Raw genomic sequence first — 15,306 nt, forward strand, 5'->3', positions numbered from 1 at the left:
TTTAATGCCCTTTATTTTGCGAAAAAGCGATGTTATTGGTAACAGCGGCTAAAAGCGCTGAACACACAAACACCAAATGGATCACCACTTGCCAAAAAATGGGGTTATGCGATAAGGGCGTGTCCTTAGGAATACTGGATAAAACATCTTCTAAACTCATGTAGCGTTTGAGCAAAAAGATCGCCGAAATGGCTACAATGGAGAGTGAAACCTTTAACTTTAAAGCGTTAAAATCCGTGTGCTTTAGCCAGGTGATTTCACTGGCATCCACCTTGTCTAATTTGGAAACAAAGCTTTCATAACTGGCGAGCAGCACCATTAAAACAAGCCCGGCCATAAACAACAAATCCACTAAACCTAAGGCTGATAAAACCAAATCCGTTTCACTAATGGTGTCTAAATGGCTGAGCATGTGCCACAACTCTTTCATGAACACATAGCCTAAAACCACCAGCACTAACGACATGGCAATGCATAAAGGGGCTAGCAACCAACGAGTGGCAAACAACACTCTTTCAATCAATTTTTCTAGCATGTTCAAACTCTTTTTTTAAGGATTATTTTTAAACCCTTGATTATAGCTAATTTTAAAAAACCTATTAAAATGACTGATGCTTTCTTTTTGGTAAAATCATATGGATTGATAGTCTTAAAAGCTGTTTTAATCTTTTTTGTATCACAATTCTTTCATGCGGTCTGGGTTTGTTACTTCTCCTTGACTGCTAGTAGTGGGTATGAATGTTTTATCTAAAACGCATGTTTTTCCATTTTTTACCTCTTACCCCTACTTTACTAAATGCTATTACTTTGTTTTAGCTGTCTTATATTTTGCTTGCTAGTTAAAAAGCCGTCATATTCTTTGCTATCCATTAAATTCATAACGCTCTTTATTTTTTAAATGGGATTACTTTATTTTAGTTTTATACAAAACTCTTAAGAAAATAGGGGTATCTTGCAAACTCTCCCCCATAAATCCCTCTAACCCCTAAGAGCGCATCGCAAGAAATTATCGTTTGACTAACGCTAAACTCTTTTAAGTTTGTAAAATCTTTAACGAATCTCTATGACAACCGGTTTAGTCATCTTTTTGCTGACTTCATCAGCATGCATCAAGGCTTCTTGCTTGCTCTTATACGGGCCTATGAGATAGCGCTTCGTCGCTCCCCTATCTTCAATCTTATGGGGGAATTGGTTAAACGCTTGCAAAAAGGCTTTATTGGGCGTGTGCGCAAAAACCCCCACTTGCAAATAATGCCCTTTAGTAAGAGTGGTTTTAGAATTGGCTTTTTTAGGAACTTCTTTATGAGCTTCTTTTTTAGCTTTTGGCTCTTTAGCCGCATGCTTATCTTTATGAGCTTCCTTATCTTTAGGGGTTACTTTGGGCTTTTTATTGGGGGTTTCTTTTTTAGCCGCAGCTTGAAATTCTTTTTGAGCGATTATAGGAGTGTGTTCAACAACTTTTAATTCTTTTTGAGCTTCTTTGGTTTCTTCTGCTGTTTTCATTTCCGTTTGAGTTTGATCGGTTTGAACGGGCATGTTAAACGCATCATTTTCTTGTTTTTTAACATTATCCGCCACTTTGTCTAACTTGTCTTCTTGCTTGGAAGGATCCAAATTCAAGTTTTCAAACTCATCGTCTTTTTTCTCATCTTTAGTGTTGCCTATTTTTTGCATCCCACTATCGATTTGTAAAAAAGTCTCTTTAGGAGCGACTCTCGTGCTTTTCCAAAACACCATTAAAAGCACCGCTAAAATGATAATGGCTATAGCCACGATCAAAAACACCTTTTTAGTGCCACCCCCATTATTTTCTTCTTCTAAGATCACTTCATTCAGTCTTTCTTTTTCTGACATCAAAAATCCTTTCAAAAATGGTTATAAATGCTTCGCCCAAGAGCTCCCTCGCTCTTTTGCAAACACTTCATAAGGTAAGGCTAAAATATTAAATTCCTTAGGCCATTCATTGCTAGGGAATACCTTCCATTCTTTAGGCAACCCTTGCGCTAATTTCATAGACAAAGTTTTAACTAGCCTTTCACCCTCGCCTAATTCCGTATGCCCCTTATGCACATACAAATGCAAATGCCCAGGCGTTTTGGTGTTATAAGCGGTAAAATTCATAAAACCTTCCTCACGAAGCAATAACTGCGCCTTATGGTAAAAACGCTCCGGGTTCCTCCCGTTATAATCAAACACAATGTTTTCCACCTTATCGTTACGCAAGATGAGGTTGTGCGCGATTTCTATCTCCCTTTTCAAATGCTTTTGAATGAGCGAGCTTGTGAGCATGGCATTCACTCTTTGGAATTTATTATAGTAGCAACGCCCCGCATAATCCACCCTCTCCCCCAAGCCTGGTTTTTTTTCAAAATAATGGCTTGTGTCTATCTTAATGAGCTTTAATTCCATTTCTGTCATCTTGACTCCCTTAAAAAATAGGTTGTTGGTACACAGGGAATTGATTAGCCATGGCCTTCAATTCTTCTTTCACATGCAATTGCAAACTAACATTGTTAATATCATTCAAAATATCTGATATTTTATTCCCTATGATTTCAAATTCTTTAGCTCCCATGCCCCTTGCACTCAATGCCGCTGAGCCAATCCTTATCCCGCTCGTTACAAAAGGGCTGCGCGTTTCGCCAGGAATGGTGTTTTTATTCACGGTGATTCCGGCATTCCCTAATGCAATATCAGCGTCTTTCCCGCTATAAGGCTTATCCAAGAAATCCATTAAAAGCAAATGGTTAGAAGTGCCACCGCTCACTAACTTATGGTTTTTTTCTTTTAATACTTTAGCCAAAACTTGCATGTTAGATTTCACTAATTTTGCATAAGCTTTAAATTCTGGTTTTAGATTCTCTTTAAACCCCACCGCTTTAGCAGCAATCGCATGCATCAAAGGCCCGCCTTGAGTCCCTGGAAAAATCGCTTTATCAATCTTAGCCGCTATCTCTTCATCATTAGTTAAAATAAGCCCCCCTCTAGGCCCTCTTAAGGTCTTATGAGTGGTGCTTGAAACCACATGGCAATGCGGGAAAGGATGGGCATGCTCATTAGTTACCACAAGCCCTGCCACATGGGCTATATCGCCTAATAATAACGCCCCCACTTCATCAGCGATTTCTCTAAATTTCTTAAAATCAATCTCCCTTGGATAGGCTGAAAACCCGCACACAATGATTTCTGGCTTAACGCTTTGAGCGATTTTTAGCGCTTCTTCATAATCAATATAGCCATCCAAATTCACGCCATAAGAAAAACTCTGATAGTGCTTGCCGGTTAAACTCACTTTAGCGCCATGCGTTAAATGCCCTCCACAGCTTAAATCCATGCCTAAAATCTTGTCATAAGGTTTTAAAAGAGCGTGATAGACAGCGTTATTAGCTTGTGAGCCTGAATGCGCTTGCACATTAGCGAACTGGCAATTAAAAAGCTTTTTAGCCCTTTCTATGGCTAGGCTTTCTATTTTATCCACCACTTCACAGCCTCCATAATAGCGCTTGTTAGGATAGCCCTCAGCGTATTTATTCGTTAAAATGCTCCCCATAGCTTCCATAACACTAGGAAAAGTGTAATTTTCGCTCGCTATCATTTCTAAATGCTCATTTTGCCGCTTGTATTCTTCAAAGATCAATTCAAAAATTTCACTATCCGTTTGTTCTAAAAAATACGCCATTATTCTCCACTCTCAATATTAAAATCGTTTTTAACAGGACGCATCGCTGGGAATAAAATCACATCTTTAATGCTTTTAGCTCCAGTGAGTAGCATCACTAATCGGTCAATGCCTATGCCTTGCCCTGCAGTGGGGGGCATTCCATGGGCTAATGCCCACACATAATCTTCATCCATGTATTGGGCTTCTTCATCGCCTTTCTCTTTTTCAGCCACTTGATTTTTAAAGCGCTCTAATTGATCTAAAGGATCGTTCAACTCGCTAAAGCCATTAGCGATTTCTTTTCCTGCAATGAACAATTCAAACCTGTCAGCAATATTAGGGTTACTATCATTGCGTCTGGCTAAGGGGCTAATCTCAATGGGGTATTGGGTTACAAAAGTGGGGTTAATGAGCTTATGCTCTACAAAATGATCAAACGCTTCAGCGAGCAATTTACCATAAGTGAGATTGGGCTCTACTTTGATGCCTTGCTCTAACAAATAAGCCAAAAGCCTGTCTTCTTTTTCTAAAATATCCTTACTGATGCCCCCTATCATTTCTAAAGCGTCCAAATAGGAAATCACGCTCGTTTGGTTGAAATCCACTTCCATATCGTTATAGATAATTTTTGAATCCAAATTCAAAGTCTTTAGCAAGTAGTCAAACAGTCTCTTACTGAGTTCAATCAAATCTTCATAAGTGTGATACGCCCAATAAAACTCAATCATCGTGAATTCGGGGTTATGGCTGTGATCCATGCCCTCATTCCTGAAATTACGATTGATTTCAAACACCGCTTCAAACCCCCCTACAATCAAGCGTTTGAGGTATAATTCTGGAGCGATTCTCAAATACCTTTCAACTTCTAAAGCGTTATGATAAGTGATAAAAGGCCTTGCGTTCGCCCCGCCAGGAATGGGGTGCATCATAGGGGTTTCCACTTCTAAAAACCCTTCCATTTCAAAGAATTTCCGCACGCTAGAAACAATCAAACTGCGTTTTTTAAACACATCTTTAACGCTAGGATTGACGATTAAATCCAAGTAGCGCTGGCGGTAACGCAATTCTATATCGCTTAATCCATGAAACTTTTCAGGTAAAGGCACAATGGTTTTGCTTAAAATATGAAATTCTAGGGCATGAACGCTTAATTCACCGGTTTTGGTAGCAAAAGGGAAACCTTTCACCAACACAATATCGCCCACTTCTAAATGCTTTTTCAGGCTTTTAAACTCATCATTCAATTCATTTTGCGAAACATAAGCTTGCAAAATCGCGCTTTCATCTTCAACTTTAATAAAACATGCCTTACCCATTAAGCGCAAAAGCTTGACCCTCCCTACAACACTCTCGCATTTTTCTTTGTCTTTAGGCTCTTCTAAACCCTTAACATAAGCGTATTTTTCTAAAAAAGCGGCGTTGGTGAGGCTTCGTTTCAAGCCATTTTGATAAGGGTTTTTCCCTTCTTCTCTCAAGCTATTGGCTTTATGAATGCGTTGTTGGATGTATTGGTTAGAAAACATGTTATGCCTTTATAGGGGTTCTTTATTAGATGGGGTGGGGTTTGGTGGGGTTTGGTTAGCCTTTGGATCTAGCATGTTTTTAGGCAAATCTTTAGCCTTTTCTTTTAAAGCTTCCACGCCCTTATCCATCGCTTTATTAAAAGATTGTTTATTTTTATTAAAAGATTCTTTATTTTTGACTTCATCGCTCATTTCTTCAAGGTTGTCTTTAAGGTTTTGCTCCACATGTTTGACGCCATCAAGGTGCATGATCTTACTGGCAACGCTTTTCATGGTAGAAAAAAAAGCGCTTTTTTCTTGCAAGTAAGCGTTAGCGTCTTTCATCACTTCCATTTTAGAGAGCGCATAAAGGATGAAAGAAAGCACTAAAAAAGTCTTCAAGCATGAAAAAATAAACCCTAACGCTTTGTCTATAATGCCTAACCCGCTAAAGACTAACACCTTGCCTATCAACACTCCAAAAGCTAAAAAAAACACCCAAATAGACGCTAACACCAATAAAAAACCGATGAGATTCGTCATGGTTTCATTTCTTAAATCATACAAATGCTCTGAAAATAAATTCCCAACAGCCACAGAATAGCGAGACGCTAAATACACGCCAAGCACAATCCCTAAAATCCCCGCCACTTCACTCACAAAGCCATGATAAAATCCTCTAATCCCAAAGGCTACCACCACCACAAGTAACGCCAAATCAATATAATTCACCCTAAACCCAAACCTTTCTCTCATATATCTCGCATAAAGATAGCGAGCACCCCAAAAACGCCCAAAAAAACGCTCATGATTTTTTAACGCTATCAATCCACGCTCACTTGAAATTTGAAAATAATAACACAACTTAAAAAAAACTACCCTTAAAAAAATCAATCTAAAATTCTTAAATTAAAATATAGCTATAATACACTAAAACAATCTCAAGGTTTCAAAATTTAGCCATGCGTCTTATTCTGTTCAATCAAAACGCTTTTTTATTAGCGTGCATGTTTGTTTCAAGCGTGTATGTGAACGCTGTTTTAGACGCTTATGCGATTAAAAACCCCTACATTCCTATCATACTCACAAGCCTATTAGCCCCTTTAAGCATGCTAGCGTTTTTAAAAACCCCTAGAAACAGCGCTTTTGCTTTGGGGTTTTTTGTTGGGGCGTTATTGTTTTATTGGTGCGCTTTAAGCTTTCGCTACTCGGATTTTACTTATTTATTGCCCTTAATCATTATTTTAATAGCGTTAGTTTATGGGGTTTTATTTTATTTGTTGCTCTATTTTGAAAACCCCTATTTTAGGCTTTTGAGTTTTTTAGGCTCTAGTTTTATCCACCCTTTTGGATTTGATTGGTTAGTCCCGGATAGCTTTTTTTCTTATAGCGTGTTTAGAGTGGATAAGTTATCGCTGGGGCTTGTTTTTTTGGCTTGCATTTTTTTGAGTGCTCAAAATCTTAAAAAATATAGGATCATAGGGGTTTTATTGTTACTTGGCGCGTTGGATTTTAATGGTTTTAAAACAAGCGATTTAAAAAAGGTTGGAAATATTGAATTAGTCTCTACAAAAACGCCCCAAGATGTGAAATTTGATTCAAATTATCTTAACGATATTGAAAACAACATTCTTAAAGAAATCAAGCTCGCTCAAAGCAAGCAAAAAACCTTGATTGTTTTTCCAGAGACCGCCTACCCCATCGCTTTAGAAAACTCCCCCTTTAAAGCTAAACTAGAAGATTTAAGCGATAATATTGCTATTTTAATAGGGACATTGCGCACCCAAGGCTATAGCCTTTATAACAGCTCGTTTTTATTTTCTAAAGAGGGCGTTCAGATCGCTGATAAAGTGATCTTAGCCCCCTTTGGCGAGACCATGCCTTTACCCAAGTTTCTTCAAAAACCCCTTGAAAAGCTCTTTTTTGGCGAAAGCGCTTATTTATACCGCAACGCTCCCCATTTCAGCGATTTCACATTAGACGATTTTACTTTTCGCCCCTTGATTTGCTATGAAGGCACTTCCAAAGCCGCTTATTCAAACAGCCCTTCAAAAATTTTTATCGTGATGAGCAATAACGCATGGTTTAGCCCAAGCATTGAACCCACTTTACAAAGAACGCTTTTAAAATACTACGCAAGGCGTTATGATAAAACCATCTTGCACAGCGCGAATTTTTCAACTTCTTACATTCTAAACCCTAGTTTATTAGGCGATATTCTTTTTAGGAAATGATCATGATTAAAGCCGTTAATATTTCTCATGCTTTTGAAAAGCCTCTTTATAATGGCGTGAATTTGCACATCAAGCCCAAAGAAAGCCTAGCGATTTTAGGCGTGAGCGGGAGCGGTAAAAGCACGCTTCTAAGCCATTTAGCCGCCATGCTAAAACCGGATAGTGGGACGATTAGTTTGTTAGAACACCAAGATATTTATGCCTTAAATTCCAAAAAGCTTTTGGAATTACGGCGCTTAAAAGTGGGCATCGTTTTTCAATCGCATTACCTTTTTAAGGGTTTTAGCGCTTTAGAAAACTTGCAAGTCGCTTCCATCCTAGCCAAGCAAGAAATAAATCATTCCCTTTTAGAACAATTAGGCATAGCCCACACCCTAAAACAAGGCGTGGGTGAATTGAGCGGTGGCCAGCAACAACGCTTAAGCATCGCCAGAGTGCTTTCTAAAAAGCCTAAAATCATTATCGCTGATGAACCCACCGGGAATTTAGACACCATTAGCGCTAATCAAGTCATCAGCATGCTGCAAAATTATATTACAGAAGAAGAGGGGGCGTTAGTTTTAGCCACGCATGATGAGCATTTGGCTTTCACTTGCTCTCAAGTCTATCGCTTAGAAAAAGAAGTTTTGATTAAGGAAAAATAAGAAATGTTACAACGCCCTAAAATTATCGCTGAATTGAGCGCTAATCATAACCAAGATTTAAACCTAGCCAAAGAAAGCCTTCATGCCATTAAGGAAAGCGGCGCGGATTTTGTCAAGCTCCAAACCTACACGCCAAGCTGCATGACTTTAGATTCTAAAGAAGATCCTTTCATCATTCAAGGCACTTTATGGGATAAAGAAAATCTGTATGAATTGTATCAAAAGGCTTCTACCCCCCTAGAGTGGCATGCGGAATTGTTTGAGTTGGCTAGAAAACTTGATTTAGGCATTTTTAGCTCGCCTTTTAGCTCACAAGCTTTAGAGCTTTTAGAGAGCCTGAATTGCCCCATGTATAAAATCGCTAGTTTTGAAATCGTTGATTTAGACTTGATTGAAAAGGCCGCTCGCACACAAAAGCCCATTATCCTTTCTAGCGGTATCGCTACAAGCACTGAATTGCAAGACGCTATCTCGTTGTGCAAAGGAGTGGGTAATTTTGACATCACCCTTTTAAAATGCGTGAGTGCTTATCCCAGTAAAATAGAAGACGCTAACTTATTGAGCATGGTTAAATTAGGCGAAACCTTTGGCGTTAAATTTGGCTTGAGCGATCACACGATTGGCTCTCTTTGCCCCATTTTAGCCACCACTTTAGGAGCGAGCATGATAGAAAAGCATTTCATTTTAAACAAATCCTTACAAACCCCAGACAGCGCTTTTAGCATGGATTTTAACGAATTTAAAAGCATGGTTGAAGCCATCAAGCAAAGCGTTTTAGCCTTGGGCGAAAAAGAGCCAAGAATCAATCCAAAGACTTTAGAAAAGCGAAGATTTTTTGCACGCTCTTTATTTGTCATTAAGGATATTCAAAAAGGCGAAGCATTGACTAGCGATAATATCAAAGCCTTACGCCCCAACCTTGGCTTACACCCTAAATTCTATAAAGAAATTTTAGGACAAAAGGCATCAAAATTTTTAAAAGCCAACACCCCTTTAAACGCTGATGATATAGAACGCCCATTGTAGGTTTGTTTTGATTAAAAAATGGGGTTTTTAATTTTGTTTTATGGTTTTAGATTTGATTTTAGACTCATTTTCTTTATTTTATAAACTCTTAAGGGGATAGGGGGCATCACTCTCATCACATATTGCAACTAGAGCCTTATTTAAATTCCAATTAACTTCAATTTTTTAATAAAAACAAGATTACTTTGTTGTTATCGTTTTAAACCTTATAATAAATCCCATTTTTTAGGGAAATATTTTGCGCTTAATACCCCATAACCCCCAATCAAATTCCATAACCCCCAAAGACAGCTTTTTAAGAGATTATTTGCTTGGTTAAATCAATCTCTTTTTAGATTGTAAAAAATACTAAAACATTTTTTATAATTTTATAATAATCAATTCCAAACGAGAACAGAGAAAAGAAATTCTAAATAATTTTTAATCACAGATTCCACACACGCTCTAAATAAAGCTCATTAAACAAAGCCCAAAAAGGGGCTGAAACACCCCTTATGATAAAAAAGCTGTGTCTAAAAACGCTAACTCAATAAAAAGATAGCCTCATTTCACCTTTTCAAGATACTCTTCTGTTTCCGTATTGACTTTAATGATCTCACCTTCTAAAACATGGAAAGGCACTTGCACGACTGCACCGGTTTCTAAAGTCGCTGGTTTTTTGCTCGCACTTGAAGTATCGCCCTTAAAATTAGGGGCTGTTTCTACAATCTTTAGAGCCACAACTTGCGGCACATCCACTGAAATCGCCTTGTCATTATGCAATAAAACCTGCACTTGCATGCCGTCTAGCATCCATTTAGAAGCCTCACCCACTTGAGAGTCGTTCAAAGCGATTTGCTCATAGCTCTCTATGTCCATGAATTGGTATGTATCGCCATCATGATAAAGGTATTGCATCGTTTTTTCAACCAGATTAGGCTCTTCGCACTTATCCCCCGCATGGAAAGTCTTCTCAATCACCTTACCATCTAAAAACGACTTGATTTTCGCGCGCACAAAAGCCGCACCCTTGCCGGGCTTGACATGCTGGTATTCTACGATCCTATAAGGCACACCGCCCAATTCAATTTTCAAGCCCTTTTTGAGCTCGCTCATCCCAATTGCCATGTTACACTCTTTCCTTGTTGATTAAATTTTATTAGCACTACCCAAAAGTTTCATGCGCTCTTTGACCACATTTTTAAGCGCTAATTGGGCCGGAGAAAAAAACTTCCTCAAATCAAATTGGCTCTTATCTTCATTGGCCACCTTGCGCACTTCTGCGATGAAAGCGATCCTTAAATCCGTGTCGGTATTGACTTTATTGATCCCTCCCTTAATGGATTCTTGTAAAAATTCAAAAGGCACGCCCTTAGAGCCTTTCAAATCGCCTCCAGCGTCCAAATAAGATTTCCTCACATCATCTGGTATCGCACTCGCTCCATGCAAAACTAAAGGGATATTAGTGAGTCTTTTGACTTCTTGCAAGCGTTCAAAATCCAATTTTGGCTCGCCCTTAAACTTAAACGCTCCATGGCTTGTTCCAATGGCTGGGGCTAAGTAATCCACTTGAGATTCTTTGACAAACTGCTCCGCTTCTTTAGGATTCACTAACACCGCATCCTTTTCATCTACTGAAATATTGTCTTCAATCCCCATTAAACGCCCCAACTCCGCTTCCACGCTCACTCCAGCGTTATGCGCCATTTTGACCACTTTAGAAGTCAATTCCAAATTTTCTTCAAAAGCATGATGAGAGGCATCAATCATCACAGAAGTGAAACCCGCTTTCACGGCTTTTTCACAGCTTTCAAAAGTCGTGCCATGATCTAAATGTAAGGCTACAGGAATGTGGGGGTAGCGTTCGCACATGATTTTCACCATGCCCACCGCTATATCAATCCCCATGTATTTGATCGCTCCTTCACTCGCTTGAATGAAAAGCGGGGAATTTTCCTCATTTCCTGCTTCAAAAATAGCGTTTAGCATTTCAAAATTCACGAAATTAAACGCCCCTACCCCATAACCTTCTTTATGGGCTTTCAATAAGATTTCATTGCCTTTAACTAACATAAATAACACCTCATCCATTACTTGTTGATAACAATTTTAGCGTGCTTTCTTAGTTCCTCAATGCGTTGATTCATACGTTCTTGGAAAAGCTTTTCTTGTAACATCCCCTTAATGGTAGGTTTAGCCTGTTCATAAGTATAAGTTACAGGGCTATCTTTAGAAATCAAATAGATAATATGATAACCAAACTCTGTTTTAACAGGGGTTTTAGTGTAATCCCCAGGAGTTAAAGCGAAAGCGGCTTTAGAAAAATCCGGAGCCATTTGGTTCTTTTGGAATTTCCCCAAATCACCGCCATTTTGCGCGTTCTTACTATTAGGATCAATCGTATCCCGATTGGCTAACTCAATGAATTTGGCTTCTTTTTTAGCCTTTGGCTGTTTGTCAATCTCAGAAATAATCCGTTTAGCCTCATCTTCGGTTTTCACTAAAATATGCCTAGCATGGGCTTCTTGCTTGACAAAAAGCTGATCTTTATTAGCGTTGTAAAAATCCTGCATTTCTTTTTCTGGGATTTGGATTTTTTTCACTTCTTCAGCCTGTTTTTTAGCCCAAAATTCCACTAAAGCCTGTTTTTTAACCGCTTCCATCATCGCTTTAAATTCTGGAGTGCTGTCCAATTTCTCGGTTTTAGCTTCATTTTCTACAAGCGCGGTGCGAATAGCTTGATCAATCAAGGCTTCTTTTTCTTTCTCTTTAAGCTTGTCAAAATCAAAATTAGGATTTCGTTGCTTAATCATGTCAAAATCGCTTTTGGTGATAGGCTTGCCATCCACTGTCGCTAACACGCCTGCTGAAGAATCAGTCGTTTTTTTCGTGTTATGTGCAGCGTTATTCGCGTTATGAGCCGGCTTAGCCACCAAAAACGACATGCTCAACGCACCCACTAACGCTAAATTTAAGATATTTTTTTTCATTGTGTGTTCTCCACTCTAAACTAATTTTCATCATTAAATTTACATTATAGCAAATTTAAAACAAAATCAGCTATCATGATTATAGAAAACTCACATTGAGGGGTAAGAAATGCTTAAAGTTATTCATTCCATTCAAAGCGGGTAAAAGTGTTCGCCTCAGATGTTGTAATAATATTGATTATCTTTTTTGGTGTTAGTTTTATTCTTTTTGGAAAGGAAAAGAATGTTAAAAAGGATTCAAAAATTCTCGATGCAATTATGAATATAGTATTCGTAATTATTGTTGTATGTATTCTCTTTCCTTGGTTACCAGGGTTATTATTTTATATATTTGGTTTTTTAGCATTACATGTTATTCCATATTAAGTAATTTCTATACCTTTAGTCAATCTCATATTGATAAGCTTACTATATAAGATTAAGGGACTTTGCGCTTAAATTACCCCAACAAAGTGAGAAGGATTTCAAATTATGGTTTTGTCTTTATCTATCCTTAAAAAAAGCTTTAATGATTTTTTAAGCGTTAGAATGCTTTTAATCAATCTTGGCCCTATCCTTTTGAGTTTGGCGTTTTTTGGAGCTGTTTTTTACTACAATGGCGAAAATATTGTGGGTTATTGCCAAACTTTATTACCGCAATCTTTAAGCGATTACTCTCATTCTCAAGGCTTTTTTTCTGGTGTGTTTGTTTGGGTTTTTAAAGCGTTAGTGTATTTTCTTATTTTTTGGATCGTGATTCTTTTGAGTTTAGTCATCAATATTTTTGCGTCTATTTTTTACACCCCTTTAGTGGTCTCTTATTTGCACCAAAAATATTATTCTCATGTTGTTTTAGAAGAATTTGGCTCTATTCTTTTTTCTATTAAATATTTTTTAAAAGCGCTCGCTTTTATGCTTTTATTCTTAGCGGTTTTAACGCCCCTTTATTTCATTCCCTTTATAGGGGTCTTTGGGGTCTTTTTTTCTATAATCGCGCATTTTCTTTTTTTCAAAAACACCATGAGTTTGGATATAGCCAGCATGATTTTTAATTATCAAAGCTATCAAAATTTACTCAAACAGCACCGATTGAAGCATTATCGTTTCTCATTTTTTTGCTATCTTTTTTCCTTAATCCCTTTTTTTAATTTTTTTGCCACCTTATTGCAAACTCTCATGCTAGCGCACTACTTTTTTATCTTTAAAGAGAAAGAATGCTAGATTTTATTCAAGAGCTTAGCACCCCCCATGTTAGGGATTTTTTCTTGTTGTTTTTAAGGGTTAGTGGCGTGCTGTCTTTTTTCCCTTTTTTTGAAAACCATTTAGTGCCTTTGTCGGTGCGTGGGGCTTTGAGCTTGTATGTGAGTGCGATTTTTTACCCCACTTTAGAGTTTTCAAACGCCGCTTACACGCCAGAGGGTTTTATTATTGCTTGCTTGTGCGAATTGTTTTTAGGGGTGTGCGCGTCTGTTTTTTTACAAATCGTCTTTGCAAGCTTAGTGTTTGCAACCGATAGCATCAGCTTTTCTATGGGGCTTACGATGGCGAGCGCGTATGATCCTATTTCAGGATCGCAAAAACCCATTGTGGGGCAAGCCCTTTTGTTGTTAGCGATTTTAATTTTATTGGATTTATCGTTCCACCATCAAATCATTTTGTTTGTGGATCACAGCTTAAAAGCCGTCCCTTTAGGGCAATTTGTCTTTGAGCCAGCGTTGGCTAAAAACATTGTCAAAGCCTTTTCACATTTGTTTGTCATAGGGTTTTCTATGGCGTTCCCTATTTTATGCTTGGTGTTATTGAGCGATATTATTTTTGGCATGATCATGAAAACCCACCCTCAGTTCAACCTGCTCGCTATCGGGTTTCCGGTTAAAATTGCGATCGGGTTTGTGGGCATTATTTTAATCGCTTCGGCTATCATGGGGCGTTTTAAAGAAGAAATCAGCCTAGCCTTTAGTGCCATTAGCAAAATCTTTTAAAGGATTAATAATGATTAGTTTTAAAGAAGCTCTAAAAATCCATTCCAGCATTCCCCTAAAACCCTTAGAAATAGAGGTTGTCTCTTTGTTTGAAAGCATAGGGCGTATTCTAGCAGAGGATATTGTTTGCATTCACGCTTTGCCTAAATTCAATCAAAGCGCTATGGACGGCTACGGGTTTAAAATGCAAGATTTAGGCCAAAAAACTCAAGTCATCCAACACATTTTTGCCGGAGATGATGTGAGCGCTTTGGAAGTTAGAGAAAATGAATGCGTTAAAATCATGACTGGAGCGATGGTGCCAAAGGGAATAGAAACGATTGTCCCTATAGAATGCATGCTAGAAAGCCATGAAAATTCCGCTCTAGCTCCCAAAGATTTTAAAATAAACGCCAATATCCGTCAAAAGGGCGAAAACGCTTCTTTAAACAGCGTGTTAGTCCCTAAAAATACCCGTTTGAATTACGGGCATATCGCGCTCATTGCCTCTCAAGGGTTCAAAGAAATCAAAGCGTTTAGAAAATTAAAAATCGCTCTCTTTAGCAGCGGCGATGAATTAGTGCCTTTAGGGCAAAACGCCCTAGAATGCCAAGTTTATGATGTGAATTCAGTGGGTATTTTCAACATGCTTAAAAACTACAACACGCATTTTCTAGGGGTTTTAAAAGACGATAAAGATTTACAGCTTAAAATACTTGAATTGCAAGACTATGATGTCATCCTTTCAAGCGCAGGGGTGAGCGTAGGGGATAAAGACTTTTTTAAAGACGCCTTGAAAGAAAGAAACGCCCTTTTTTATTATGAAAAAGTCAATCTCAAACCGGGAAAACCGGTAACTTTAGCCCAACTCAATCAAAGTATTATTATAGGCTTACCGGGCAATCCTTTAAGTTGCTTAGTCGTTTTACGGGTTTTGATTCTACCCTTATTGGAGCGCTTATCTTTAAATAAAGATTTTAAATTAAAACCCTTTAAGGCTCAAATCAATGCCCCCTTAAAGCTTAAAGGCGAACGCGCGCATTTAATTTTAGGCAACTATTCAAACCACCAATTCATTCCTTACAACAACAACCGCTATGAATCAGGAGCGATCCAAGCCCTTGCGCGAGTGGATTCTATCGCTTTAATTGATGAGGAAGTGGGATTGGTTCAGGGCGAAATTGAAATTTTAAGGTTTGAAAAGTGAAGTGCCCAACCGCTAAAGACGATTGGGCTTCCTAGGCTGATGTTGCCCGTAGGGAGAGTTTGGTTCTCACTCTGTGTCCCTATAGTAGGGATTTTACAGAGTTTGAGCTCCAACGCATTCCCT

The 15,306-nt window shown here is 38.3% G+C and carries 16 protein-coding genes; 7 read left to right on the top strand and 9 right to left on the bottom strand.

From position 1 onward, the window contains the following. Position 1: 1 nt before the first annotated feature. From CXY28_RS04160 to CXY28_RS04185, 6 genes are all read right to left on the bottom strand, one after another. Positions 2-535: a TIGR00645 family protein gene (locus CXY28_RS04160; RefSeq protein WP_000890445.1), complete on the bottom strand. Its 534-nt coding sequence runs from the start codon at positions 533-535 to the stop codon at positions 2-4. Between the two features lie 515 nt (positions 536-1,050). Beyond that, a complete protein-coding gene (locus CXY28_RS04165) occupies positions 1,051-1,854 on the bottom strand; it encodes an SPOR domain-containing protein (protein WP_100979572.1) in 804 nt (267 codons plus the stop codon). 21 nt (positions 1,855-1,875) lie between these two features. After that, the gene (locus tag CXY28_RS04170) at positions 1,876-2,418 is read right to left on the bottom strand and encodes a DUF1882 domain-containing protein (protein ID WP_000138102.1); all 543 of its coding nucleotides are present in this window, start codon (positions 2,416-2,418) and stop codon (positions 1,876-1,878) included. Between the two features lie 10 nt (positions 2,419-2,428). Continuing rightward, positions 2,429-3,679: a serine hydroxymethyltransferase gene (locus CXY28_RS04175; RefSeq protein WP_100979574.1), complete on the bottom strand. Its 1,251-nt coding sequence runs from the start codon at positions 3,677-3,679 to the stop codon at positions 2,429-2,431. Beyond that, on the bottom strand, positions 3,679-5,184 hold the full coding sequence (lysS, locus tag CXY28_RS04180; RefSeq protein WP_100979575.1) for a lysine--tRNA ligase: 1,506 nt from the start codon (positions 5,182-5,184) through the stop codon (positions 3,679-3,681). Before lysS ends, CXY28_RS04175 begins: the two co-directional genes overlap by 1 nt. A 9-nt stretch (positions 5,185-5,193) precedes the next feature. After that, positions 5,194-5,895, bottom strand: a complete 702-nt coding sequence (locus CXY28_RS04185) for a CvpA family protein (RefSeq protein WP_198542605.1) — start codon at positions 5,893-5,895, stop codon at positions 5,194-5,196. Between the two features lie 230 nt (positions 5,896-6,125). Here CXY28_RS04185 and CXY28_RS04190 point away from each other — a divergent pair, with 230 nt between their 5' ends. From CXY28_RS04190 to pseI, 3 genes are read left to right on the top strand one after another with little or no spacing between them, the layout of a single operon-like run. After that, positions 6,126-7,397, top strand: a complete 1,272-nt coding sequence (locus tag CXY28_RS04190) for an apolipoprotein N-acyltransferase (RefSeq protein WP_100950564.1) — start codon at positions 6,126-6,128, stop codon at positions 7,395-7,397. 2 nt (positions 7,398-7,399) lie between these two features. Beyond that, positions 7,400-8,041, top strand: coding sequence for an ABC transporter ATP-binding protein (locus tag CXY28_RS04195; protein ID WP_100979576.1), 642 nt, complete (start codon positions 7,400-7,402; stop codon positions 8,039-8,041). Positions 8,042-8,044: 3 nt separating this feature from the next. Then, positions 8,045-9,067: a pseudaminic acid synthase gene (gene pseI, locus CXY28_RS04200; RefSeq protein ID WP_050825658.1), complete on the top strand. Its 1,023-nt coding sequence runs from the start codon at positions 8,045-8,047 to the stop codon at positions 9,065-9,067. A 543-nt stretch (positions 9,068-9,610) separates the two neighbouring features. On the opposite strand, the gene efp is transcribed toward pseI, so the two are convergent. From efp to cbf2, 3 genes are read right to left on the bottom strand one after another with little or no spacing between them, the layout of a single operon-like run. Beyond that, positions 9,611-10,174 carry an elongation factor P gene (gene efp, locus CXY28_RS04205; protein ID WP_000974265.1) on the bottom strand — a complete coding sequence of 188 codons (564 nt, stop codon included), beginning with the start codon at positions 10,172-10,174 and terminating at the stop codon, positions 9,611-9,613. 21 nt (positions 10,175-10,195) lie between these two features. After that, a complete protein-coding gene (locus CXY28_RS04210) occupies positions 10,196-11,119 on the bottom strand; it encodes a class II fructose-bisphosphate aldolase (RefSeq protein ID WP_001962579.1) in 924 nt (307 codons plus the stop codon). Between the two features lie 17 nt (positions 11,120-11,136). Further along, positions 11,137-12,036, bottom strand: a complete 900-nt coding sequence (gene cbf2 / locus CXY28_RS04215) for a peptidylprolyl isomerase CBF2 (protein WP_100979577.1) — start codon at positions 12,034-12,036, stop codon at positions 11,137-11,139. A gap of 147 nt (positions 12,037-12,183) precedes the next feature. Here cbf2 and CXY28_RS08755 point away from each other — a divergent pair, with 147 nt between their 5' ends. The 4 genes from CXY28_RS08755 to CXY28_RS04235 all read left to right on the top strand — a co-directional run bounded on the left by CXY28_RS08755 (position 12,184) and on the right by CXY28_RS04235 (position 15,183). Next, on the top strand, positions 12,184-12,402 hold the full coding sequence (locus CXY28_RS08755; protein WP_100977339.1) for a hypothetical protein: 219 nt from the start codon (positions 12,184-12,186) through the stop codon (positions 12,400-12,402). Positions 12,403-12,507: 105 nt separating this feature from the next. Continuing rightward, on the top strand, positions 12,508-13,236 hold the full coding sequence (locus tag CXY28_RS04225) for an EI24 domain-containing protein (RefSeq protein ID WP_100979578.1): 729 nt from the start codon (positions 12,508-12,510) through the stop codon (positions 13,234-13,236). Beyond that, positions 13,230-13,997, top strand: coding sequence for a flagellar biosynthetic protein FliR (gene fliR / locus CXY28_RS04230; RefSeq protein ID WP_000883720.1), 768 nt, complete (start codon positions 13,230-13,232; stop codon positions 13,995-13,997). Before CXY28_RS04225 ends, fliR begins: the two co-directional genes overlap by 7 nt. Positions 13,998-14,007: 10 nt before the next feature. Continuing rightward, the gene (locus CXY28_RS04235; RefSeq protein WP_100979579.1) at positions 14,008-15,183 is read left to right on the top strand and encodes a molybdopterin molybdotransferase MoeA; all 1,176 of its coding nucleotides are present in this window, start codon (positions 14,008-14,010) and stop codon (positions 15,181-15,183) included. The last annotated feature ends 123 nt before the right edge of the window (positions 15,184-15,306 follow it).

The sequence above is a fragment of the Helicobacter pylori genome (genome assembly GCF_002832345.1).
Classification (GTDB): domain Bacteria; phylum Campylobacterota; class Campylobacteria; order Campylobacterales; family Helicobacteraceae; genus Helicobacter; species Helicobacter pylori_CP.

Excerpts from the sequence above, each read along its gene's own strand:
- cbf2 (WP_100979577.1), bottom strand. The coding sequence starts at position 12,036 with ATGAAAAAAAATATCTTAAATTTAGCGTTAGTGGGTGCGTTGAGCATG.
- CXY28_RS04210 (WP_001962579.1), bottom strand. The coding sequence starts at position 11,119 with ATGTTAGTTAAAGGCAATGAAATCTTATTGAAAGCCCATAAAGAAGGT.
- CXY28_RS04195 (WP_100979576.1), top strand. The coding sequence starts at position 7,400 with ATGATTAAAGCCGTTAATATTTCTCATGCTTTTGAAAAGCCTCTTTAT.
- CXY28_RS04225 (WP_100979578.1), top strand. The coding sequence starts at position 12,508 with ATGGTTTTGTCTTTATCTATCCTTAAAAAAAGCTTTAATGATTTTTTA.
- CXY28_RS04160 (WP_000890445.1), bottom strand. The coding sequence starts at position 535 with ATGCTAGAAAAATTGATTGAAAGAGTGTTGTTTGCCACTCGTTGGTTG.
- fliR (WP_000883720.1), top strand. The coding sequence starts at position 13,230 with ATGCTAGATTTTATTCAAGAGCTTAGCACCCCCCATGTTAGGGATTTT.
- pseI (WP_050825658.1), top strand. The coding sequence starts at position 8,045 with ATGTTACAACGCCCTAAAATTATCGCTGAATTGAGCGCTAATCATAAC.
- CXY28_RS04175 (WP_100979574.1), bottom strand. The coding sequence starts at position 3,679 with ATGGCGTATTTTTTAGAACAAACGGATAGTGAAATTTTTGAATTGATC.
- CXY28_RS04235 (WP_100979579.1), top strand. The coding sequence starts at position 14,008 with ATGATTAGTTTTAAAGAAGCTCTAAAAATCCATTCCAGCATTCCCCTA.
- CXY28_RS04165 (WP_100979572.1), bottom strand. The coding sequence starts at position 1,854 with ATGTCAGAAAAAGAAAGACTGAATGAAGTGATCTTAGAAGAAGAAAAT.
- efp (WP_000974265.1), bottom strand. The coding sequence starts at position 10,174 with ATGGCAATTGGGATGAGCGAGCTCAAAAAGGGCTTGAAAATTGAATTG.
- CXY28_RS04190 (WP_100950564.1), top strand. The coding sequence starts at position 6,126 with ATGCGTCTTATTCTGTTCAATCAAAACGCTTTTTTATTAGCGTGCATG.
- lysS (WP_100979575.1), bottom strand. The coding sequence starts at position 5,184 with ATGTTTTCTAACCAATACATCCAACAACGCATTCATAAAGCCAATAGC.
- CXY28_RS04170 (WP_000138102.1), bottom strand. The coding sequence starts at position 2,418 with ATGACAGAAATGGAATTAAAGCTCATTAAGATAGACACAAGCCATTAT.